We start from the raw sequence: 22,499 nt of genomic DNA, 5'->3' as shown, positions 1-22,499 counted from the left end.
AGCCTGTGCAAGCTGAGGGTGAGGCCGCACCATCACGTCCGGGTGCACATGCGGGTGCCTGTCTCCCCGGAAGCCGGGTCTCGGGTCGAGGCACGCCTGCCGCGTCAGACGGCCTTGCCGACGAGGCTGCCGATTCCGGCCGTCACCGCCATGGCGAGCGCGCCCCAGAAAGTAACACGCGCCGTGGCCCGGATCAGCGGTGCGCCGCCGGCGCGGGCGCCGAGGGCGCCGAGCACGGCCAGGAACAGCAGCGAGGCCGCCGAGACCGTGAAGACCGCGATCCGGCCGGGCGAAACAGCCGCCACGAGCAGCGGCATGGCCGCACCCGCCGAGAACGTCGCCGCCGAGGTCAAGGCCGCCTGGACCGGTCGCGCCGCGGTAAGGTCCGAGATGCCGAGTTCATCGCGGGCATGGGCGCCGAGCGCGTCCTTCGCCATGAGCTGGTCCGCGACCTGGTGCGCCAAGGCCTCGTCGAGGCCCCGGTCGATATAGATCCGGGCGAGTTCCTCCCGCTCGGCCGCCGGGTCGTCCGCGAGCTCGCCGCGCTCCCGGTCAAGGTCGGCCCGCTCGGTGTCGGATTGCGAACTCACCGAAACGTACTCGCCCGCTGCCATCGACATCGCGCCCGCCACGAGCCCGGCGCAGCCGGCAACCAGAACTTCCACCGGACCGGCGGCAGAGGCCGCGACACCGACGATCAGGCTGGCCGTCGAGACGAGGCCGTCATTGGCCCCGAGGACCGCGGCGCGCAGCCAGCCGATCCGGTTGATCAGGTGCCGCTCGGTATGGACGGGGCGCATCAAGGTCACGGGGGCGACGAGAGCGGGACGCAGGCCGGATCCGTATCGTCCAGATCCCGCGGCAGGATACGGCTCCCCTTCGCGCTCAGGAACCAGAGGCCGACGGTTTCGTCTCCGGGTCGCCTGGGTCGCACGAGACCGCGCGCGAGCAGGGACCGGACGGTCCGCATTTCCCAGGGCCCGGGCGACGGCAGGGCGCCGTCCCGATCCAGGCGGCGCAGCATCAACTGCTGCCCGGGAGTGAGGGCGCGCCAGGCCGGGGACGGTTCGAAGTCGGACATCGCAGATTGGAACTAATCCAATCTAACGCCGGCTTGCAAGATGCACGACCGCGCGTCTCGCGGCGAAGTGATGGTGCGAACGCTGTGATGGTTTGGCGTGCCCGTCAGGGCAGCACCTTTATTCGATTGCAGGAGCCACGGATCGCCGCTTGAGCAGAGAACCCGACCGAGGCGCAGGCAGCATTCGCTCGGAGAGGGCTCGTGTCTCCACGGGGGGCTCTGCAATCGCTGACCGAACAGCCCCCCCTTTGGGAGCTACCGAATTCACATGTCGGGTTTGGACGGGGCTGACGAAAGGCCGCCTCCCCCGTAGAAGCCCGCGGGTTCCTACATCGGGTTCGGACACACCGGTTCAGAGATCGAGCGCGGGTCCCCTCTCCCGGGCGGGAGAGGGTTGGGGTGAGGGTCGAGAAGGTTCAGGATCGCGCGCACCTTCAAGGCGCTGACAGGGTGCGCCTCTTCCGGAAAGTTCTCATCCCTCACCCTGTCCCTCTCCCGCACGGGAGAGGGGACCCGCGCCCTATTCGGCGACGGTGGTGTCACTGTCGTGTACCGTGCGCATTGCAATCGGGCACGGCTCTAAACCTTTGTTTTAAAGCGCTCTCTTGCGCCGAACCGGCGTCCACTTCGGCGGAGAGCGCTCTAGTGAATATCGAAGTCAGTGCGCAGAGGGGCCAGGGAGGGGCGTGGTACCGACGACACCGTGCTGCTCGTTCCTGCACCACCCCCCGCAGTTATCGCATATGCAAACATTGTAGTGCGCACGGATTTTATGCGCCGCAATGTGCGTCGTGAAAATCGACTGGGCCTCGTCTTTGGCTTCTTAGGGATCGACAGTCGAAATTTGGGTCCGAACCCGGAACGGATGGAATCCGTACAGTCCATAGCCGCATGGGAGAGGGGACTCGCACACGATGCGGGCATCCGCGAGCGGACCGAACGGTGAGAATGGCGCAGCGGATGTCGATCCCGCGAGTCCTGTGACCCTCGACGGCGCCGCGTGACGCCCGCCCCGCGCCAGCCAAAACCGAAAATCCTTATGCGATCCTGAGATGGACGCACCCGGTCCTGGCTCGAACCCTAACGCGGTTTCCGGGCACTCTCCAAGACGGCCAAGGCCGGTCGCGGAGCCTCCGCGGCCGGTCCGCCGGACCGGACCCGACCACCATGCTCGACATCGTCTTCATCACCGGCGGCCTCGCCTTCTTCGCGGCCGCCGCTGGCTACGCCGCGCTCTGCGACCGGCTCTGAGCGAGGCCGCCATGACCCTCGACCTCGCCCTCGGCGCCTGCGTGACCGCCGGCCTCCTCGTCTACCTCACCTACGCCCTCGTCCGCCCCGAGCGGTTCTGAGCGGCCCCGCAGGACCCCTTCCCATGACTCTCAACGGCTGGATCCAGATCGCGCTCTACTGCGCGGTCGTTCTGGCGCTCGTGAAGCCCCTCGGGTCGTACATGACTCGCGTCTTCGCCGGTGAGCGCACCCTCCTCTCGCCCGTGCTCGGCCCCGTCGAGCGCGGGCTCTACCACGTGTCCGGCATCGATGCCCGGCAGGAGCAGCACTGGCTCGCCTATACGGGCGCGGTCATCCTGTTTCATGTGCTGGGCTTCGCGGTGCTCTACGCGATGCTGCGGTTGCAGGCGGTCCTGCCGCTCAACCCGGCCGATCAGGCCGCGGTCGCGCCGGACCTCGCGTTCAACACGTCGACCAGCTTCATCACCAACACCAACTGGCAGTCCTACGGCGGCGAGACCACGCTCTCGTACCTGTCGCAGATGCTGGGGCTGACGCACCAGAACTTCCTGTCGGCGGCGACCGGCATGGCGGTGGCGGTGGCGCTGATCCGTGGTTTCGCGCGCGCCTCCACGGGGACGATCGGCTCATTCTGGGTCGATGTGACCCGCGCGACCCTCTACGTGCTGCTGCCGATCTGCATCCCCTACACGCTGTTCCTGGTCTGGCAGGGCATTCCGCAGACGCTCTCGCCCTCCATCGACGCCACGACCCTGGAGGGCGCCAAGCAGACGATCGCGCTGGGCCCGGTGGCGAGCCAGGTGGCGATCAAGATGCTCGGCACCAACGGCGGCGGGTTCTTCAACGTCAACGCCGCGCACCCGTTCGAGAATCCCACCGCCCTGTCGAACTTCGTCCAGATGGTCTCGATCTTCGTGATCGGCGCCGCGCTGACCAACGTGTTCGGCCGCATGGTCGGCGACGAACGCCAGGGCTGGGCGATCCTCGGTGCCATGGGCCTGCTCTTCGTGGCCGGCGTCGCCGTCACCTACTGGGCCGAGGCCAACGGCGGCTCCGTGCTCAACGGCTTCGGGCTCACCGGCGGCAACATGGAGGGCAAGGAGACCCGCTTCGGCATCGCGGCCTCCGCGCTGTTCGCGGTGATCACCACGGCGGCCTCGTGTGGTGCCGTCAACGCCATGCACGACTCGTTCACGGCGCTCGGCGGCCTGGTCCCGCTGCTCAACATGCAGCTCGGCGAGATCATCATCGGCGGCGTCGGCGCCGGCCTCTACGGGATGCTGATCTTCGTCATCGTGGCGATCTTCGTAGCGGGCCTGATGGTCGGCCGCACCCCCGAATACCTCGGCAAGAAGATCGAGGCGAAGGAGGTGAAGATGGCCATGCTCGGGATCCTCTGCCTGCCGCTGATGATGCTGGGCTTCACGGCGCTCGCCACGGTGTTGCCGGCGGGGCTGGCCGGTCCGGCCAATGCCGGCCCGCACGGCTTCACCGAGATCCTCTATGCCTACACGTCGGCGGCGGCCAATAACGGCTCGGCCTTCGGTGGGCTGACGGCCAACACGCTGTTCTACAACAGCACGCTCGCCATCGGCATGCTGGTCGGGCGGTTCTTCGTGAAGATCCCGGTGCTGGCCATCGCGGGCTCGCTCGCGGCCAAGAAGCGGGTACCGGCCTCGGCGGGGACGCTCCCGACCCATGGCGGCTTGTTCGTCGGGCTGCTCGTCGGCGTGATCCTGATCATCGGCGGATTGACCTTCTTCCCGTCCCTGGCACTCGGCCCCGTGGTCGAGCACCTGGCCGGGTCGGCCGGCCAGACCTTCGCGGCGGGGGGCTGAGATGCCGCGCGCCCTGCCCTCGCGCCGCATGCCGGGCCACCGGCTCATGCTGCATCGGCCACAGCCCCGGCGGAGCCAATCCCAGCCGGTGCGGACCTCGGACCTCGTGCTGGCACTCCTCGGCGTCGTGCTGCTCGGCGGCTTCGCCCTGCTGGCGGCCTACGCCCTGACCAGCGGCCTGCTGGCCCCCTGACCCCGACAGCGCCCGGCGCTTCGCGCCGGGCCTCCCGCCTCCCTCCGGACACCCCCCATGTCGCGTCAGACATCCTCCCTGTTCAGCGCCGCCCTGATCGGGCCGGCCCTCCTCGGCTCCGTGCGAAAACTCGATCCGCGGGCCATGATCCGAAACCCGGTCCTGTTCGTGGTCGAGGTCGTGGCCATCCTCACCACCGTGCTGTTCGCCCGCGATCTCGCCACCGGCGGCAGCGACCTCGCCTTCTCCGGCCAGATCATCCTGTGGCTGTGGTTCACCCTGATCTTCGCCAACTTCGCCGAGGCGCTGGCCGAGGGCCGCGGCAAGGCCCAGGCCGACAGCCTGCGGCGCACCCGCACCGAGATGACGGCCAAGCGCCTCACCGGAAGCGACCCTAAGATCCTCGGCCGGACCTTCGAGATGGTGCCCGGCACGTCCCTCAAGGTCGGCGACGTCGTACTGGTCGAGGCCGGCGACCTGATCCCCTCCGACGGCGAGGTGATCGCGGGCGTGGCCTCGGTCAACGAGGCCGCCATTACCGGCGAATCGGCGCCGGTGATCCGCGAATCCGGCGGCGACCGCTCGGCGGTGACCGGCGGCACGCAGGTGCTCTCGGATGAGATCAAGGTCCGCATCACCGCAGCCGCGGGCTCGACCTTCGTCGATCGCATGATCGCGCTGGTCGAGGGCGCCTCGCGGCAGAAGACGCCGAACGAGATCGCCCTCAACATCCTGCTCGCCGGGCTGACCCTCGTCTTCGTCTTCGCGGTGGCCTCGATCCCGAGTTTTGCGAGTTACGCGGGCGGTTCGATTCCCGTGATCGTGCTGGTCGCCCTGTTCGTCACGCTGATCCCGACCACGATCGGCGCCCTGCTCTCGGCGATCGGCATCGCCGGCATGGATCGGCTGGTGCGGTTCAACGTGCTCGCCATGTCGGGCCGCGCCGTCGAGGCCGCCGGCGACGTCGACACCCTGCTTCTCGACAAGACCGGCACCATCACCCTCGGAAACCGCCAAGCCACCGAGTTCCGCCCGGTCCGGGGCGTCTCGGAGCAGGACTTGGCCGACGCGGCGCAGCTCGCGTCGCTCGCCGACGAGACGCCGGAGGGCCGCTCCATCGTGGTGCTCGCCAAGGAGAGATACGGCCTCCGCGCCCGCGACATGGCCGGGCTCAACGCCACCTTCGTGCCGTTCACCGCGCAGTCGCGCATGTCGGGCGTCGATCTGGACGGCGCCTCCATCCGCAAGGGTGCGGTCGATGCGATGATCGCCTCGCTCTCCGGCCAGCCGGTGCCGAGCCGCGGCTCCAATGCGGCGCTGGCCTTCCACAGCGCCGCCGAGAGCCAGGCGGCGATCGAGATCCGGGCCATCGCGGAGACGATCGCCAAGGCCGGCGGCACGCCGCTCGCGGTAGCCCGCGACGGGCAGCTGCTGGGCGTCGTCTATCTGAAGGACATCGTGAAGGGCGGCATCCGCGAGCGGTTCGCGGAGCTGCGCCGGATGGGCATCCGCACGGTGATGATCACCGGCGACAACCCGATGACCGCGGCGGCGATCGCCGCCGAGGCCGGCGTCGACGACTTTCTCGCCCAGGCCACCCCGGAGGACAAGCTGGCGCTGATCCGCAAGGAGCAGGCGGACGGCAAGCTCGTCGCCATGTGCGGCGACGGCACCAACGACGCCCCGGCCCTGGCCCAGGCCGATGTCGGCGTCGCCATGAACACCGGCACGGTGGCGGCCCGCGAGGCCGGCAACATGGTCGATCTCGACAGCGACCCGACGAAGCTCATCGAGATCGTCGGCATCGGCAAGCAGCTGCTGATGACCCGCGGCGCGCTGACGACCTTCTCCATCGCCAACGACGTCGCGAAGTACTTCGCGATCATCCCGGCGATGTTCCTCGGGCTCTATCCGCAGCTTCAGGCGCTGAACGTGATGCACCTCGCCTCGCCGCAGAGCGCGATCCTCTCGGCGATCATCTTCAATGCGCTCATCATCGTCGCGCTGATTCCGCTCGCCTTGCGCGGCGTCACCTATCGGGCCGTCGGTGCGGCCGCGCTGCTGCGCCGGAACCTGCTGATCTACGGGCTTGGCGGCGTCTTCGTGCCCTTCGTCGCCATTAAGGCCATCGACCTCGCCGTCTCGGCCCTCCACCTCGCTTGAACCGGTCCCCCGGAGACCCACCATGCTCAGACAGCTTCGCCCCGCATTGGTCCTGCTCACCGCGCTCACGGTGATCACCGGCCTCGCCTATCCCCTTGCCATGACGGGTCTCGCGGGTGCGATCTTCCCCGCCAAGGCCGCCGGCAGTCTGATCGAGCGGGGCGGCACGACCGTCGGCTCCGGCCTGATCGGGCAGAATTTCACCGGCGCCGGCTACTTCCACGGCCGCCCCTCGGCCACCACCGCGACCGATCCCGCCGACGCGTCCAAGACGGTGCCGGCGCCCTACAACGCCGCCAATTCCTCCGGCTCGAACCTCGGGCCCACCAGCGCGGCTCTGGCCGAGCGGGTGAAGGGCGACCTTGCGACGCTGAAGTCCGAGAACGCCGCCGCGCCGGTGCCGATCGATCTCGTCACGACCAGCGGGTCCGGCCTCGACCCGGACATCTCACCGGAAGCCGCCTATTTCCAGGTGCCACGTGTCGCCAAGAGCCGCAGGATCGCCGAGGATAAGTTGCGCGATCTGGTGGCATCCCATGTCGAGGGCCGCTCGCTCGGGCTCCTCGGCGAGCCGCGCGTAAACGTCCTCGCCCTGAACCTCGCCCTCGAAGGTCTCGCCCGCCCGTCAGGCGCACTATAGAGGAACCATGCCCGAGCCCGGTCGCGAGCCGAATCGCCCCTCCCCCGACGCGCTCCTCGAAGCGGCGCGCCGGGAAGAGCGGACCTGCGGACGGCTCAAGGTCTTCCTCGGCGCCGCTCCCGGCGTCGGCAAGACCTACGAGATGCTGACCATCGGGCGCGCCCGCTTGAAAGCCGGGACCGATGTGGTGATCGGCGTGGTCGAGACTCACGGCCGCGCCGAGACCGAGGCCCTGGTCGACGGCTTCGAGACGATTCCCCGTCGGCCCGTGCCGTATCACGGCGCTGTGCTGCAGGAGATGGATCTCGACGCCCTGCTCACCCGCCGGCCGGCGCTCGCGCTGGTCGACGAGCTCGCCCACACCAACGCCCCGGGCTCGCGCCATCCGAAACGCTACCAGGACGTCGAGGAACTGCTCGATGCCGGCATCGACGTCCTGACGACGCTCAATATCCAGCATGTCGAGAGCCTCAACGACGTTGTAGCCTCCATCACCCGTATCCGGGTGCGCGAGACCGTGCCGGACGGCGTCCTCGACCGGGCCGACGACATCGAGGTGGTCGATCTCAACCCCGACGACCTGATCCAGCGCCTGAAGGACGGCAAGGTCTACGTCCCGACCAACGCCGAGCGCGCTCTCAAGCACTATTTCTCCCGCGGCAACCTGACGGCCCTGCGGGAACTGGCGCTCCGGCGCACCGCCGACCGGGTCGATGACGAATTGCTGGGCCACATGCGGGCCAATGCCATCGCGGGCCCCTGGGCGGCGGGCGAGCGCGTGCTGGTCTGCGTGAATGAGGATGCCAGCTCGTCGGGCCTCGTCCGCTACGCCAAGCGCCTCGCCGATCGTCTGCACGCGCCTTGGACGGCGCTCGTGATCGAAGGCGCCCGGGCAGCGTCCCTCCGGGAGGCGGAGCGCGATCGGATCGCCGAGGTCCTCCGGTTGGCCGACCGGCTCGGGGGCGACGCCGTCACCCTGCCGGGCGGCCGGCGCATCGCCGACGACGCGCTCGACTACGCCCGCTCGGCCAACGTCAACCACATCATCGTCGGCAAGGCGAACCGGTCATGGCTGTTCGAACTCATCAACGGCTCGGTGGTCCATGACCTCGTGCGCCTGAGCGGCAACATCAGCATTCATGTTGTCCGGGGCGAGTCCGTCCCGGACGAGCGGCAGCCCCGCCGGGCGATCACGGTAGCGCCCCCGCGCTCCGGCTTCGACATTAGGCCCTACGGCATCGCCATGGCCGCCATCGCGGCCGGTCTGGGGGCGGCCATCCTGGCGCAGCCCTACGCGGGCATCGAGAACGCCGACCTGTTCCTGCTCACCGCCGTCGTGGCGGTGGCGGTGCGCTGGGGCCTCGGTCCGGCGCTGGCCGCGGTCGTGGCGGCTTCGCTCGCCTACAACTTTTTCTTCCTGCCGCCGGTCTACACCCTGACCATCGCCGATCCGACCAACGTCGCAGCCTTCCTGCTCTTCACCCTGGTGGCGGTGCTGGTCTCCAACCTTGCGGCCCGTGCCCGGCGGGTCGCGGTGGTGAGCCAGGGGCGGGCGCGGGCGACGGAGCGGCTGTTCGGCTTCTCGCGCAAGCTCGCCACCTGCGGGACTCTGGACGATGTCCTCTGGGCGACCTGCGCCCAGGTCGCGGCGATGCTGAAGGTCCGCGTCGTGCTGCTCCTGCCGGACGGCAAGGCCGTCACCGTCCGAGCCGGCTATCCACCCGAGGACATGCTGGAGGCGGCCGACGTGGCGGCGGCCCAATGGGCGTTCGACAACGACAGGCCGGCCGGCCGGGGTGCCGACACGCTGCCGGGCGCGAAGCGCCTGTTCCTGCCGATGCGCACGGGGCGCGGCACGATCGGTGTGATCGGTCTCGACGCGGACGGGACCGGGCCGATCCTGACGCCGGAGGCTCGCCGCCTCCTCGACGCGCTGGCCGATATGGGGGCGCTCGCCATCGAGCGGGTCCGCCTCGTCGAGGATCTCGACCGGGCCGAGCGCGCCGCCGAGACGGACCGCCTGCGACAGGCGCTGCTCACCTCGATCAGCCACGACCTGCGCACGCCGCTGGCCTCGGTGCTGGGGGCCGCCAGCACGCTACGCGACCTCGACGCCGCCCTGGCGCCGGACGCGAAAGCGGAGCTGCTGGGCACTATCATCGAGGAAGCGGAACGACTGAACCGCTTCATCGCCAACCTGCTCGACATGACCCGTCTGGAGGCGGGAGCGGTGGCGCCGAATCTTTCGGCGCAGGATATCGGCGAGACCGTCGATACCGCGCTGCGGCGGACCCAGAAGGTCCTGGCGAAGCACCACATCGTGGTCGACGTCGCCCCCGATCTGCCAACGTTGGCGCTCGATCCGGTCCTGTTCGAACAGGTTCTCGTCAACCTCCTCGACAACGCTGCCAAATACGCGCCGGAGGGCTCGACCGTGACGCTCCGGGCGGTCCGCGAAGGGAGCGCGGTGCATCTCACAGTCCTGGACGAGGGGGATGGCCTGCCGGAGACCGATACCGAGCGGGTGTTCGACAAGTTCTATCGGGCCCGCAAGGGCGACCGGGTTCGGGCCGGGACCGGGCTGGGCCTCGCCATCGCCCGCGGTTTCGTCGAGGCGATGGGCGGCACGGTCACGGCTCTGAATCGCCGCGACCGGAGCGGGGCCTGCTTCAGCATCATCCTGCCGATACCAGCGCAGATCGCCTCGAAGGGCATCACCGCATGAGCGCGATGATAAACCTGGGGTCCGGCCGACGGGGGCCGGCGGTGCGGCGACATGCTGACGAACAGGACTCCACGATGCCTCCGAATGGACGACCTGCGCGGCCATGACCGTCGACGAGATCCTTGCGCCGGCCAACGCTCTGATCGGTCTGCGCACGTCGGGAAAGAAGCCGCTCCTCGACGATCTGGCCCGCCGGGCGGCCGGCACGCTCGGGATCGATGTTGCGGCGATCCTCCCGGCCCTGCTCCGACGCGAGGATCTCGGGTCCACGGGGATCGGGGATGGCATCGCGCTGCCCCATGCCAGGCTGGACGCCGTCCGGCGCCCCTTCGGGATGCTGGCCCGGCTGCGCGAGCCGATCGACTTCGACGCTGTCGATGACCGGCCGGTCGATCTTGTTTTCCTGCTGCTGCTCCCCGCGGATGCGGAGGGCGAAAATCTGAACGCCCTCGCCTGCGTGGCGCGCCGCCTGCGCGACCCCGAGACCGCCGCCGCGCTGCGTCGCGCCCGGGACGGGCAGAGCCTGCATGCCGCGGCGAGCGGCCGGAGCTTCACGGAGGCGTGGCGCGACGCCCCCGGGTTGATCAATGCGCCCCGCCCATCACGACGAACTTGAACAGGAAGATCGCGGCGATCACCCAGACCACCGGCTTCACCTCGCGCGCCCGGCCGGTGAACAGCTTGAGCGCCGCGTATGCGATGAAGCCGCAGGAAACTCCGGTGGCGATCGAATAGGTGAACGGCATGAGCAGCGCCGTCACGCAGGCCGGGATCGCCTCGGTGCGATCGTCCCAGTCGAGGTCGGCGAGTTCGCGCAGCATCAGGCAGGCGACGTAGAACAGCGCCGGCGCGGTCGCATAGGGTGGGACAGCAGCCGCCAGCGGGGCGAAGAACAGGCAGGCCAGGAACAGGATCGCCACCGTCACGGCAGTCAGGCCGGTGCGGCCGCCCTCCTCCACTCCGGAGGCGCTCTCGAGATAGGCGGTTGTGCTCGACGTGCCGAGCAGCGAGCCCACGAAGACCGACGCGGAATCGGCCATCAGCGCGCGGTCGAGGCGGCGCATCCGGCCCTCGGTGAGCAGTCCGGCCCGGTTGGCGACCCCCATCAGCGTGCCGGTGGCGTCGAACAGTTCGACCAGGAACAGGACCAGGATCACGTTGAGCAGCCCGCCCGACAGGGCGCCTGGAATGTCGAGGGCGAACAGCGTCGGGTTGATCGACGGCGGCAGGGAGACGATACCCTGGAAGCCGTTCCCCGCAACAGCGAAGCTCAGGGCCGTGACCGTGAGGATGCTGGAGAGCAGAGCCGCCCGGACCTTCCGGGCCGACAGGGCGGCGACCATGAGGAAGCCGATCACGGCCAGGACCGTTCCGGGTCGATGCAGGTCGCCGAGGGTTACGAACGTGGCCGGGCTCGCCGCGACGATGCCGGCATTCTTTAACGCGATGATCGCCAGGAACAGGCCGATCCCCGCCGTGATGGCGATGCGCATGGAGCGCGGGATCCCATCGACGATGATCGCGCGCAGCCCGGTCAGCGTCACGATCAGGAAGCACAAGCCGGATATGAACACGGCCCCCAGGGCAGCGGGCCAGGCGAAGCCGAGGCCCTGCACCACCACGTAGGTGAAATAGGCGTTGAGCCCCATCCCTGGCGCGAGGGCGATCGGATAATTGGCGTAGAGCCCCATGATCAGCGAACCGAGGGCTGCCACGAGGCAAGTCGCCACGAACACGGCGCTGCGGGGCATGCCGGCATCCGCCAGGATGCTGGGGTTGACGAACACGATGTAGGCCATCGTCAGGAACGTAGTCAGGCCCGCCAGCAGTTCGGTGCGGACGTTGGTCCCGTGCTCGGAGAGCTGGAATGTTCGCTCCAGAAAATTGCCCAACGGCTCAGGGGCGATGGCATCCCGCTTCATGTCGAGGCGCCGTCCGCGTTCAGGCTGGCCGCGACGGCCCGGTAGATCCGGTCGGGCGCGAACGGTGTCGCCGTAAGGCGCGCCCCGGTCGCGTCTCGGATCGCGTTGCCGAGCGCCGCCGCGACGGGGTTGAAGGGCGATTCGCTCATGGATTTCGCGCCGAGGGGGCCGACGCTATCGTGGGTCTCGGCGAACAGGACCTGCGTATCCGGGACATCGGCGCAGGCGGGAATGTGGTAGTCGCGAAACGCCTGCGTGATCACCCGCCCCGCGCCGTCGATGCGGACATCCTCGTAGAGTGCCGCGCCGATCGCTTGCGCGACTCCGCCTTCCACTTGGCCGCGGCACTGCATCGGATTGATGACGCGCCCGGCATCGGCGGCGTGGATGCTGCGCAGGATGCGCACCTCCCCGGTCTCCGGCCGGACCGCCACCCGGAAGGCCTGGACGTTGAACGACACCGAACGCGGGCTGCCGTCGGCGTGCCCGTCCGCTGCCAGCGGTCCGATTGCGGCAAGAGCGAGCGGACCGCTAGGCGTCACAATCTTATCGCCGTCGAGCCGACAAGCCTCGACGGCCTCGCCGGACTTTTCAGCCGCCTGGGCGCGGATCCGCTCCGTCAGGGCCTCGGCGGCACGCAGCACCGCCAGACCGCCGACAACGGTGCCGGTGCTGCCATAAGCACCGGTGTCGTGTCCGACCGCATCCGTATCGGCCGCGAGGATCCGCACGCGCCCAGGATCGGCGCGCAACGCGGAGGCCGCGATCTGACGATGCACCGTGCTGGTGCCGTTGCCGAACTCTGCGGTGCCGACCCGGACGGTGTAGGTAGCGTCCGCCTCCAGGCTCACCCGGGCGTCGGCGAAGTGGCCGCGGGGCGGGATCGTGTCGATCATCGCCATCGCCATGCCTGTGCCGGCGCGCCAGCCCGGTTCCGGCTCCGGTCCTGGATCGGCTTGCAACGCCGCTTCCACCAGATCCAGGCACTGGTCGAGCCCGTAGCTGCCGAACACCACGTCGTGCGGCTCCAGGCTGCTCGACACCATCGGGTCGCCCGGCCTGATGGCGTTCCGGCGACGCAGGTCGAACGGATCGATGCCGAGGCGCCGGGCGACCTCGTCCAGGGCGGATTCGAGGGCGAAGGTCGTCTGGCTCAGGCCGTAGCCCCGGAAGGCGCCGGACGGGACGGTGTGGGTGTAGACGGCGCGCCCGGCAACCCGCTTGTTCGGGCAGGCGTAGGCCGCCAGCACCTCGTTGCAGCCGTGGTGGATCACCCCGCCCGCATGGTTGCCGTAGGCGCCGGTATCCGAGAGGACTTCTAGGTCGATGGCCGTGAGCGTCCCGTCCCGCCGGGCGCCGACCGTTACGGTCACCCGCATCGGGTGGCGGGTCGTGGTCGCGGTGAACTGTTCCTGCCGGGTCAGCTCCCAGCGTACCGGACGGCCGGTCCGCAGTACCGCCAGGGCGACGAGATCCTCGGTCAGCATCTCCTGCTTGCCGCCGAACCCGCCGCCGACCCGCCCGCAGACCACGCGCACCGCATCCCGTTCGAGGCCGAACAGCTCGCACAGGGCATCCCGGGTCAGGAACGGCACCTGGCTGCTGGTGCGCAGCGTCAGGCGGCCGTCGGGGTCGTGCCAGCCGATGCAGCCATGAGTCTCCAGCGCTGCGTGCTGGAGACGCTGGGACAGGAAGGTGTCCGCATAGACGATGTCGGCCGCAGCGAGTCCCGCCGCGACGTCGCCGACCTCGCCATGGACCTCCGCGGCGAGGTTCGGGTGGGGCCCAAGGGGCGGCGCATCGGTGCCGGGTTCGTCGCGGGGATCGTGAACCCGCGGTGCATCGGATGCGAGCGCCACGGCTGGATCGAGCAGAGCGGGCCGGATCTGGTAGGTGACCCGCAGGGCCCGACATCCGGCCTCTGCGGCCGCCTCGGTCTCCGCAATCACGGCGGCCACGCGTTGGCCGACGAACCGCAGGATCGGATCGAGCACGCGGGCATCGGCGGCGTCGTCCCGTGGGTCCTGATGGCGGCCGGTGGAGAAGCGGCCGGGTGGTGCGTCCGCGTGGCTGAGGATTGCAACGACGCCGGGGATCGCGTGCGCGGCCGCCGCATCGATCGCCACCACCCGGGCATGGGCATGCGGCGAGCGCAGCACCTTGAGGTGGAGGGCGTCATCGGGTGGCATGTCGAGGGTGAAGCGCGCGCGTCCGCTGACCATCGGCAGCGCGGCCGGGGCCGGGAGGCTCTGTCCCACCGGATCGCCGCCACCATAATCCAGCGCGGCGTGGCCGATCCCCGAGATGGCGTCGCGGATCGCGCGATAGCCGGTGCAGCGGCACAGATTGCCCTTGAGAGCGGTGCCGAGATCCCGCCGCTGGCCCTGGTCGAGGGCAGCCGCGGTCATGATCATGCCGGCGGTGCAGAAGCCACACTGGAAGCCCTGCGCGGACAGGAAGGCCGCCTGCATCGGGTGGATCGTATCGGGTAAGCCGTCATCCGCGTGACAGTGGCCGGCGAGCCCCTCGATGGTGGTCACGGCCCGGCCCTCGACACGGAAAGCCGGGATTAGGCAGCTATGGACCGGTTCGCCGTCCAGATGGACCGTGCAGGCACCGCAATCGCCCGCGTCGCAGCCTTTCTTGACGCCGAACCATCCGGCCTCGCGCAGGTAGGTTCGCAGGCACTGGCCCGGCCGCGGCACGGCTTCGTACCGGCTCCCGTTGATCGTCAGATGCATCCGCCGCCCCCCTGCAACGCGTCGCGGATCTCCCGGGCGAGGAGACCGGTAACGTGGCGCCGCCAGTCGGGCCGGCCGTGGACGTCGTCGTAAAAGAGCGCGTCGGGGATCGCGGCGGCAAGGGTCTGGGCCAGCGTCGCGTCGTCGGGCCGACTGTCGAAGGCGAGATGGACCGGCCGGCGGATCGCAGCCGTCACGGTGAGCGCGAGGGCACCGCGCGCGTCTTGAGTCCCGATCACCAGGGCACCGGACCGTCCGGCCGGGCTGAGACTGATGCGCCGGAACGCCGTCCGCCGACTGAGAGCCTCCGCCGGGATGTGCAGGCTGCGCAGGATCTCGCCGGGTCGCAGAGCGTTTCGCTGGGGCCCGAGCACGAAGTCCACGGCCGGCAGGTCCCGCTCGGCGCCATCGGTCGACCAGATCGCGCAGCGCGCCTCCAGCGCCACGGCCAGCGCGATCATCGGCCCGGCCGGAAGGGCGAGGCAGAGATTGCCGCCCACGGTTGCGGTGTCCCAGATCTTGAACGAGCCGAGGAGCGCGCGGCAGCACTGCGGGATTAGCGGCGCAGCGCGCCAGTGGGATGGAAGCGTGAGGCGGTCGAGCTGTGCGAAGGTGCAGGTCGCCGCGAGGGTCAGGCCATCCGGTCCGATCGTGTGCGCTGGCCAGCCGAGACCCGCGAGGTCGACGAGGCGGCGGGTTTCCGGCTGCGGTTCGGAGAAAAGCCACGTTCCACCCGCGAGACAGGCATCACCCGCCTGCCACGACGGCAGCTCGGATCGGCTGCGCGGCCTCAGGACGGTCTCGATGGTGTTGAGATCCATGCAGCACGGCGTCCGGGCAAGAAGAGCATCGGGCCACGCACTATGCGTGCCGGTCCGCCGGCCCGGTCAAGTCGTGTCGGCCTGACCCCTGCTTGGATCGCACCGTGTCGCGCCTTAAGCTCGACTGCTAAGCCGATCGTCTGGAGACCACGATGCCGCTGATCACCGCGCGCTATGGAAAGGAACGCGTCCGGGTGATGCGCCTCGCCCGCGACGGCGCGCACCACGTCCCGCGCGAGCTGACGCTCTCGGTGATGTTGACCGGTGACTTCGACGCTGCCTGGACCGACGGGGACAACCGGGCCTGCATCGCCACCGACAGCGTGAAGAACATCGTCAACGTGACGGCGGCCCGGAACCCCACCCTCGACGCCGAGGCGTTCGTCACCGCGGTGGCGCGGGTGCTGATCGAAAGCTATCCGCAGGTCGCCTCGGTCTCGATCGAAGCCGAGGAGACCCGGTGGCTGCGCCACGCCGTCGGGGGCGTGGCGCATGATCACACCTTCACCCGCGACGGCAACGGCTTCGGCTATGTGGGGCTGGTCGCCGAGCGCACCGGATCGACGCTTCGCTCGGGCTTCCGCGATTTCACCTTTATGAAGACCACGCAATCCGGCTGGACCGGCTTCGTCGACGACCGGTATCGTACCCTACCCGATACGACCGACCGGATCGCCGCCACGAGCATGGACGCGACGTGGTCTTGGTCGACCAAGCCGGCCGAATATGGGATCGTGAATGCCCGAATCCTCGCCATCCTGCTCCGGGTCTTCGGAACCACGTACAGCCGCGGTGTTCAGGACAGCATGTACCGGATGGGTGAAGCTGCGCTCGCCGAGGTCCCGGAACTGGCCGAGATCGCATTCATAATGCCCAACAGGCATTATCTGCCGATCGATCTCAGGCCGTTCGGCCTGGACAACGAGGGCGCCGTCTTCCAGCCGACCGACGAGCCTTGTGGCCGCATCGAGGCGACGATCGGCCGGCGAAACTGATCGGCCGCAGAGCCAGGCGGTACCGGGAGTAGGCCGATGTCGGCGGCAGGTCTCCTCAGTTCGGCGCGCCGGTTTCGTCGGATCCGGACGCGTCGATCACGCTGCCGATCCGCTGCACGAGGGGCAGACGCATCGTGCAGCGCAAGCCATCCGGTTCGAAGGCGAGATCGATATGGGCGTTCAACTCGTAGCGTAGCATGTCGTTCAGGACCTGCATGCCGAAGCCCCGCCGCGTCGGCGGGGCGACGTCCGTGCCGCCGGTTTCCTTCCAGGTCAGAACCAGATCACTTGGCTGCATCGTATCGCGGGTGTCCACCGACCAGACGACGTTCACCTTGCCTTTGGACAGTCCGAAAACGCCGTGCTCGACGGCGTTGCTGCAAAGCTCATGCACAGCCAGGGCCATCACCTGTCCGGCCTTCGGACGGAGGCGGATAGTCGGGCCCGCCAGTTCCGCCTGATCGCCCTCGCGGATGAGATGGACCATCAACTCGTCCGAGATCAGCGAATGCATGCTGATCCCGCCGGACATGTCGAGACTGATGCGCGCGCGGGCGATCGCGTCGAGCCGGCCTTCGAGATGGGTGGCATAGCCTTCGACGCTTTCCGCTGTGTCGGCAGACAGACGCAGCACCGCACGAAGCATCGCCATGGTGTCGCGCAGACCGTGGCGCAATCCGTCGGACGCACCGCTCGCATTGAGGAGCCGTCTCAATCGCGCGTTGTCCGCCTCGAGCGCATCAACTCGCGGGTCGCGCACGTGATCCTGTGCCATGCAGGCCCTCTCCGGGCGGAAAGCCCCGACAATGCGACTGGCGCCGAACACGCGCGTGATATCGGGGCGACCATCACGCGTTCAAAAAATGCGGTCAACCACTTGCGCTCGGACAATCAATTGCGCGCCATGAGTGGACGGTGCGACCTTTTGGAACTCGCGATCTCGCTACCCCGGCGGCGCTGCCTCACGCCTTCCACACGACCGCTCACGAAGCGTGCGGGCGCTACAGCCCGCATCATGAAAGGCGTGCCGCGGGCTTGGTCTCGCAATGTTGATTTCGCGCGAATAGTAGGCGAAAACATTAGACCATTTATATCCATACAGATTGCGAGTTGCATCGACATCATTTTATAATGACGATATTAAATTTTACAAAAAGATAAGCATCGATAAGGCGAAACAAAGAAAACTCGTGCTTTGCAAAATTTGAAGCTGGGAGCTAAAGGATCCATCGAAGACTGCGGGGTAATTTAATCTTGTAGAAAAAGGTTCGCGGACCATGAAGTCGTCGAAGCAGACGATCTGTCTGTCAATGATCGTCAAAAATGAGGCGCACGTTATTGGTCGATGCCTCGACTCGGTCAGACCGATCATCGATCACTGGATCATCGTCGATACCGGTTCCACCGACGGCACACAGGATGCCATCCGGACCGCCATGGCGGACATACCGGGGTGCCTTGTGGAACGCCCGTGGGTCGACTTTGCCCACAATCGGAGTGAGGCGCTCCGCTTGGCCCGCCCGCATGCGGATTACTCGCTGATCATCGACGCGGACGACGAACTGGTCGTCCCGGCGGGGTTCATTCTGCCGAAGCTGGATGCGCCGTCTTACACCTTTACGATCCTCGACCGATTCACGCGCTACCCGCGCACGCAGTTGGTCCACAACGCGTATCCCTGGCGCTATCGAGGCGTGGTGCACGAATTCCTGGATTGTCCGAAGCCGACTTGGCAGGGATCCCTGCCACTCGCCATGCGGCGCGGAGAGGACGGAGCGCGGCATTGTGATGGCGACGAAACATATAGGCGTGATGCGATTCTCTTGGAAAAGGCGCTGAAATCTGAAAAAGATCCGTTTCTGATCGCGCGCTATACGTTTTATTTGGCGCAGAGCTACCGTGACATCGGCGAGTTTGAGAATTCACTTAGATATTACATGAAACGTGCAGAACTGGGCTTCTGGGATGAGGAGGTCTACATAAGCCTTCTCAGCGCGGCTTACATCATGGAGTTTCTCGGAAAATCCACCGCCGCGGTACTTGCCGTATACGACCGTGCGATCGCGACACGGCCGAGCCGGGCAGAAGCGCGGCATGGGGCCAGCCGCTTTTGCCGGAGGAAACAACAATTTGTAGACGCGTTCCATTATGCGCAAGCTGGAATGCCGCCGAGGATGAACGCATCCGATCTCTTTGTGCAACCCTGGATCTACCAATATGGTCTGCAAGATGAATATGCGGTGAGTGCGTTCAACACCGGTCAGACGCGCCCCTGCTTATCAACATGCTTGGATATGCTGACGACTGGGGATTTGCCCGCTGATGTACGGGCCCGTATTGCGCGCTTGGCCGGTGAAGCCCTGGGTAAGATGGTCGATCCGATCTGGGGTTTTGCTAAATCATCTTATGACACGCACTTCATGCCACATTGGCAGTTTCGAACGTCGCTTTGAATATGCTTCGATTAAATTCGACAGTCCTCAAGATGGGAATCGCTGAAGGTCGCCGGCGCACCACCAGCGCCAGATCCCCTCTCGCCCCTTGCCCCGGAGCGGCTATCGGCCCTCTAACCCTCGTCTTCCAGCGGCCGCCCGTAATGTGATGAAGGTGCATGCGTGGTGGATCAAAGAGGGACAGGCCGGTTGGCTGAAATGGATATGACCGTATCTTACCGTGAACGCCCGTATCGGCCAGCCTGGTGCATCGACCCAGACGGAGGCGTCAGCCGGGTCTGGAAGAATTGATGCAAAACCAAAGAACTAGTGTTCACTCGCAGGAACGAAGTGAATGCGTCAGAACACTAACACAATGGGCTCCGGGGATTTGATGCGATTTGCCAACGTTTTTTGAGGGGAGACACGCTTTACCGGTAGTTTGGCTATGGCTCTGCTCGCGTTAATCGTCTTCGTCTGTCCCGGAATGGGCATTGCCGGCCTGTTGTGGCTGACGCAGCGGCAAGTCCGGCCATTCTGACCAGCGTTCGACCCTCGCGATCACGAACGAGGCGGCGCAATCAAGGGCTTCGCAGGGGTTCAAATGCAACATCTCTGCTCCGCTCCTCGAACGACTGAGGCGAATTGTTTGAGAGATCTACTCTAATTCGGGCTTTAGAATTATGTAATTTAATAATGAACAGTACTTTTATATAATTGATTGCACTAACTTAGTCATGGACCGTAAATTATAAAACCATTACTCTGGGATTTTTATACGTCACGAGGCATTCCGATAAATTTGCTTCCCGATCAGCGTCACGATAAGCCCTGTCGGGACAAGACTTAGAATGGATTTGGATGGCGTTCCCGGAGCGCAGTCGCGCGCGACAATCTTCTATCAATCTGCGGTCGATCGTCATCGGCTCTGCGATCGCATTGTTCATGATCTCCATCGGGATCGGAACGTTCTCCGTATTCCGCATCAGTCTGATCAACGAGACCAGTCGGTCGGTTGCCGGAGAAATCCGGGCGGTGGCGATCCTCGGCACGATGAAGCAGCTCAGCCAGGAACTGCGTGCGCTCGACGTCCTGGCACACCATGCGCCATCCGATTCGGCGCGGCTGGATTATCGGGCCCGGATCGCGAAGGCACAGGAGGCGTTCTCCGGCGCCTGGAGCACCTACGCGCCTACCGTCGCGGGAACTGATGAGCAGCGCCTCGCCCATACCCTGCGCGAGGCCTGGCAACACTTCCTCGCGGTCGAGGCGGAAGCGGCGGCGCTCGACCGGGCCGGCGAACGCGAGTTGGCCGATGCGGTGTTCGACACCGCCTTGCAGAACGAGGCTGCAAGCTTCACGCAGGCAGTCGACACGGTGCTCGGCTACCGCCAAGCAAGGGCGTTCGATCGGACCGCAATGGCGGATTCGGTCGGCGACGCCTCGCGGATGGCGGTGATCGTTGCAGTCGCACTAGCGGCCTTCCTGACGCTCGGAATCGTCTGGTTCATCCTACGCCGGGTCGCAGCGCCGATCGCCAGGATGACCCGTGTCATGGAGCAGCTGGCCCAGAACGACCTCGCCGTAGCGGTGCCATCCGACGCGCGGGGCGATGAACTCGGCGCCATGGCGGGCGCGTTGCGGGTGTTCAAGGACAACATGCTGCGCACCCAAACCATGGAGGCGGAAACGGCGCAGCTTCGGGCGCAGGCGGAGGAGCAGCGCCGGACGGTGATGCACACGATGGCGGAGCGTTTCGAGGCCTCCGTCGGCGGGATCGTCGGCACGGTGACGGCGGCGGCCGTCGAGCTCCGCAGATCGGCGGACCAGATGAGCCGCGCGGCCGGGGAAACGGCGACCCAGTCGACCAGCGTAGTGGGTGCGGCGGAAAAGGCGCAATCCAATGTCCGGATGATCGCCGCGGCGGCCGACCAGCTCGGCACGTCGGTCCAAGAGATCGGACGCCAGGCCGAGAAAACCGCCGAGGTGGCCAACGGCGCCGCCACCGACGCGGCGCAGACCACGGAGCTGGTCCAAGCGCTCAATGGCGCCGCCGCCCAGATCGGCGACGTCGTCCGGATGATCGCCAAGATCGCCGCCCAGACCAATCTCCTGGCGCTCAACGCCGCCATCGAGGCGGCGCGGGCCGGCGAGGCGGGCCGGGGATTCGCGGTGGTGGCCGCCGAGGTGAAAGCCCTCGCCGGGCAGACCAAGCAGGCGACCGACGACATCACGCGGCATGTGAGCATCATCCAGGGGTCCACCGCCTCGGCCGTCGCGGCGATCACCGGCATCACCATCCGAATCGAGGACATGAGCCGGGCCGCCGCCTCCATCGCGGCGGCCGTAGAAGAGCAGGGCGCTGCCACGCAGGAGATCGTCCACAACATCTCCCAGGCCGCGCAGGGCACCGGCGAGGTCAGCACGCACATCGCCGACGTGGCCGGCACCGCCGAGAAGGCGGGCGATACGGCCGAAACGGTGCTCAGCGCGGCGAGCGCTCTGTCGCGCGACGCCGAGCGACTTGGTGCCGAGGTCGCACGCTTTCTTCAGACGATCCGCGCCGCCTGAGGCCGCGTCGGACCAACACGCCGGACCCGACATCATGAACCGATCAGGCACGGCCCGGACCATCATGGGAATCCGAGTCACTCACTCCGGCGCATGCGACCGCGCCCGGTGGTGGCTTGTAGCGCTCCTCGTCGCCCTCGCATCCGGGCTCGAGCCGGCAGCCGCGACGACCCTGGGCGTAACGATGATCCCCCCGGTCGCATTCACGCAGCTCCTGCACGATCGGATCGCGGAACACGCCAAGTCCCGCAGCGTAGCCGTGCAGTTCGCTTTTTCGCCCGAGGGCGCGGGCGAACAGCAGATCGCACAGGTCCGGTCCTTCATCGCCGCGAAGGTCGATGCGCTTCTTGTCATGCCGGTCGACGCGATGGCCAACGCCACCATCACGCGTCTGGCGCAGGAAGCCGATATTCCACTGGTGTACTTCAACAACGGGCCGCGGGAGGATTGGTTTTCCGGGCGCGTCGCCTTCGTCCTGCCCAACGATCTGGTTGCCGGTCGGCTGCAGATGCGCAAGCTCGGCCAGATGCTGAACGGGTCCGGATCCGTTGCGATCCTGGCGGGGCATCCGACCCATTCCGGATCGGTGCTGCGCACGCAGGGCGTCAAGGCGGTGATGCGCGAGTTCCCGAACCTCCGTCTCGTCGCCGAGTCTGCAGCGGACTGGGACCGCGCCAAGGCCCGCGCCGTCGTCGCCGGATGGCTGGCGCAAGGCCTGTCCATCAATGCGATCGCCGCCAACAATGATGAGATGGCGCTCGGAGCCGCCGAAGCCGTCGAGGCGGCGGGCATTCCCGCTGGTCGCATCCTGATCGGTGGCGTCGACGCCATCCCGGACGCCATCGCGGCCATGCAGAAGAAGCGCTTGGCCGTGACCGTCCATCAGGATGCCGCGATCCAGGGCGGCAAGGCGGTGGACGATGCCCTGGCGCTAATTCGGAGCGAGCCCGTGCAGCAATACGATTGGGCGCCGTTCGAACTGGTCACTGAACGGATGTCGACCGCGCATTTCGCCCAATAGGCGACGGCAGCGCTCATCGTTTCGAAGTGAGCGCCTTCGCCTCGCGCTCCACGAGGTCGCCGATCCGCTGCAGGACCTTGCCTTGCCGCGCAGCCCCTGAGGC

The 22,499-nt window shown here is 67.3% G+C and carries 17 protein-coding genes; 11 read left to right on the top strand and 6 right to left on the bottom strand.

All coding sequences use genetic code 11. The features are described from left to right. Positions 1-104 precede the first annotated feature (104 nt). A complete protein-coding gene (locus tag OXS49_RS02705) occupies positions 105-800 on the bottom strand; it encodes a VIT family protein (RefSeq protein WP_267421588.1) in 696 nt (231 codons plus the stop codon). Positions 801-805: 5 nt separating this feature from the next. After that, complete coding sequence (locus OXS49_RS02700) at positions 806-1,081, bottom strand: hypothetical protein (RefSeq protein WP_267421586.1); 276 nt, start codon at positions 1,079-1,081, stop codon at positions 806-808. 1,262 nt (positions 1,082-2,343) lie between these two features. On the opposite strand from OXS49_RS02700, the gene OXS49_RS02695 reads away from it, so the two are divergent. The 7 genes from OXS49_RS02695 (at position 2,344) to OXS49_RS02665 (ending at position 10,509) form a co-directional block, all read left to right on the top strand. Next, a complete protein-coding gene (locus OXS49_RS02695; RefSeq protein WP_020091582.1) occupies positions 2,344-2,433 on the top strand; it encodes a K(+)-transporting ATPase subunit F in 90 nt (29 codons plus the stop codon). Positions 2,434-2,456: 23 nt separating this feature from the next. After that, positions 2,457-4,172, top strand: a complete 1,716-nt coding sequence (gene kdpA / locus OXS49_RS02690; protein ID WP_267421584.1) for a potassium-transporting ATPase subunit KdpA — start codon at positions 2,457-2,459, stop codon at positions 4,170-4,172. Between the two features lies 1 nt (position 4,173). After that, positions 4,174-4,365 carry a hypothetical protein gene (locus tag OXS49_RS02685; protein WP_244003138.1) on the top strand — a complete coding sequence of 64 codons (192 nt, stop codon included), beginning with the start codon at positions 4,174-4,176 and terminating at the stop codon, positions 4,363-4,365. A 57-nt stretch (positions 4,366-4,422) separates the two neighbouring features. Next, entirely contained in the window at positions 4,423-6,528 is a 2,106-nt protein-coding gene (kdpB, locus tag OXS49_RS02680) for a potassium-transporting ATPase subunit KdpB (RefSeq protein ID WP_267421581.1), read from the top strand. Positions 6,529-6,550: 22 nt separating this feature from the next. Further along, the gene (locus tag OXS49_RS02675; protein WP_267421579.1) at positions 6,551-7,168 is read left to right on the top strand and encodes a K(+)-transporting ATPase subunit C; all 618 of its coding nucleotides are present in this window, start codon (positions 6,551-6,553) and stop codon (positions 7,166-7,168) included. A 7-nt stretch (positions 7,169-7,175) separates the two neighbouring features. Next, entirely contained in the window at positions 7,176-9,893 is a 2,718-nt protein-coding gene (locus tag OXS49_RS02670) for a sensor histidine kinase KdpD (RefSeq protein WP_267421577.1), read from the top strand. Between the two features lie 103 nt (positions 9,894-9,996). Next, positions 9,997-10,509 (top strand): PTS sugar transporter subunit IIA, encoded by a 513-nt coding sequence (locus OXS49_RS02665; protein WP_267421575.1) that lies wholly within the window; start codon positions 9,997-9,999, stop codon positions 10,507-10,509. On the opposite strand, the gene OXS49_RS02660 is transcribed toward OXS49_RS02665, so the two are convergent. The 3 genes from OXS49_RS02660 to OXS49_RS02650 are packed head-to-tail and all read right to left on the bottom strand — an operon-like array spanning position 10,478 to position 15,377. Next, on the bottom strand, positions 10,478-11,815 hold the full coding sequence (locus OXS49_RS02660) for an NCS2 family permease (protein ID WP_267421573.1): 1,338 nt from the start codon (positions 11,813-11,815) through the stop codon (positions 10,478-10,480). The two genes, OXS49_RS02665 and OXS49_RS02660, sit on opposite strands and share 32 nt — an antisense overlap. After that, entirely contained in the window at positions 11,812-14,556 is a 2,745-nt protein-coding gene (locus OXS49_RS02655; RefSeq protein WP_267421571.1) for a molybdopterin cofactor-binding domain-containing protein, read from the bottom strand. The genes OXS49_RS02660 and OXS49_RS02655 overlap by 4 nt, the downstream gene beginning before the upstream one ends. After that, a complete protein-coding gene (locus tag OXS49_RS02650) occupies positions 14,547-15,377 on the bottom strand; it encodes an FAD binding domain-containing protein (protein ID WP_267421569.1) in 831 nt (276 codons plus the stop codon). The genes OXS49_RS02655 and OXS49_RS02650 overlap by 10 nt, the downstream gene beginning before the upstream one ends. Positions 15,378-15,529: 152 nt before the next feature. On the opposite strand from OXS49_RS02650, the gene pucL reads away from it, so the two are divergent. After that, positions 15,530-16,372, top strand: a complete 843-nt coding sequence (gene pucL, locus OXS49_RS02645) for a factor-independent urate hydroxylase (RefSeq protein WP_267421567.1) — start codon at positions 15,530-15,532, stop codon at positions 16,370-16,372. A 55-nt stretch (positions 16,373-16,427) separates the two neighbouring features. Here the strand turns inward: pucL and OXS49_RS02640 are convergent, their stop codons facing one another. Next, positions 16,428-17,147: an HWE histidine kinase domain-containing protein gene (locus OXS49_RS02640; protein WP_267421565.1), complete on the bottom strand. Its 720-nt coding sequence runs from the start codon at positions 17,145-17,147 to the stop codon at positions 16,428-16,430. Positions 17,148-17,649: 502 nt separating this feature from the next. On the opposite strand from OXS49_RS02640, the gene OXS49_RS02635 reads away from it, so the two are divergent. The 3 genes from OXS49_RS02635 to OXS49_RS02625 all read left to right on the top strand — a co-directional run bounded on the left by OXS49_RS02635 (position 17,650) and on the right by OXS49_RS02625 (position 22,396). Continuing rightward, on the top strand, positions 17,650-18,825 hold the full coding sequence (locus tag OXS49_RS02635) for a glycosyltransferase (protein ID WP_267421563.1): 1,176 nt from the start codon (positions 17,650-17,652) through the stop codon (positions 18,823-18,825). Positions 18,826-19,665: 840 nt separating this feature from the next. Further along, positions 19,666-21,375, top strand: coding sequence for a methyl-accepting chemotaxis protein (locus tag OXS49_RS02630; protein WP_267421561.1), 1,710 nt, complete (start codon positions 19,666-19,668; stop codon positions 21,373-21,375). A gap of 34 nt (positions 21,376-21,409) precedes the next feature. After that, a complete protein-coding gene (locus OXS49_RS02625) occupies positions 21,410-22,396 on the top strand; it encodes a substrate-binding domain-containing protein (RefSeq protein ID WP_267421559.1) in 987 nt (328 codons plus the stop codon). The last annotated feature ends 103 nt before the right edge of the window (positions 22,397-22,499 follow it).

This window comes from Methylobacterium sp. GC_Met_2 (assembly GCF_026540795.1).
Taxonomy (GTDB): Bacteria; Pseudomonadota; Alphaproteobacteria; order Rhizobiales; family Beijerinckiaceae; genus Methylobacterium.
Note: the sequence above shows the minus strand (reverse complement) of the source record. Positions and strands in the feature narration are given on the sequence as shown.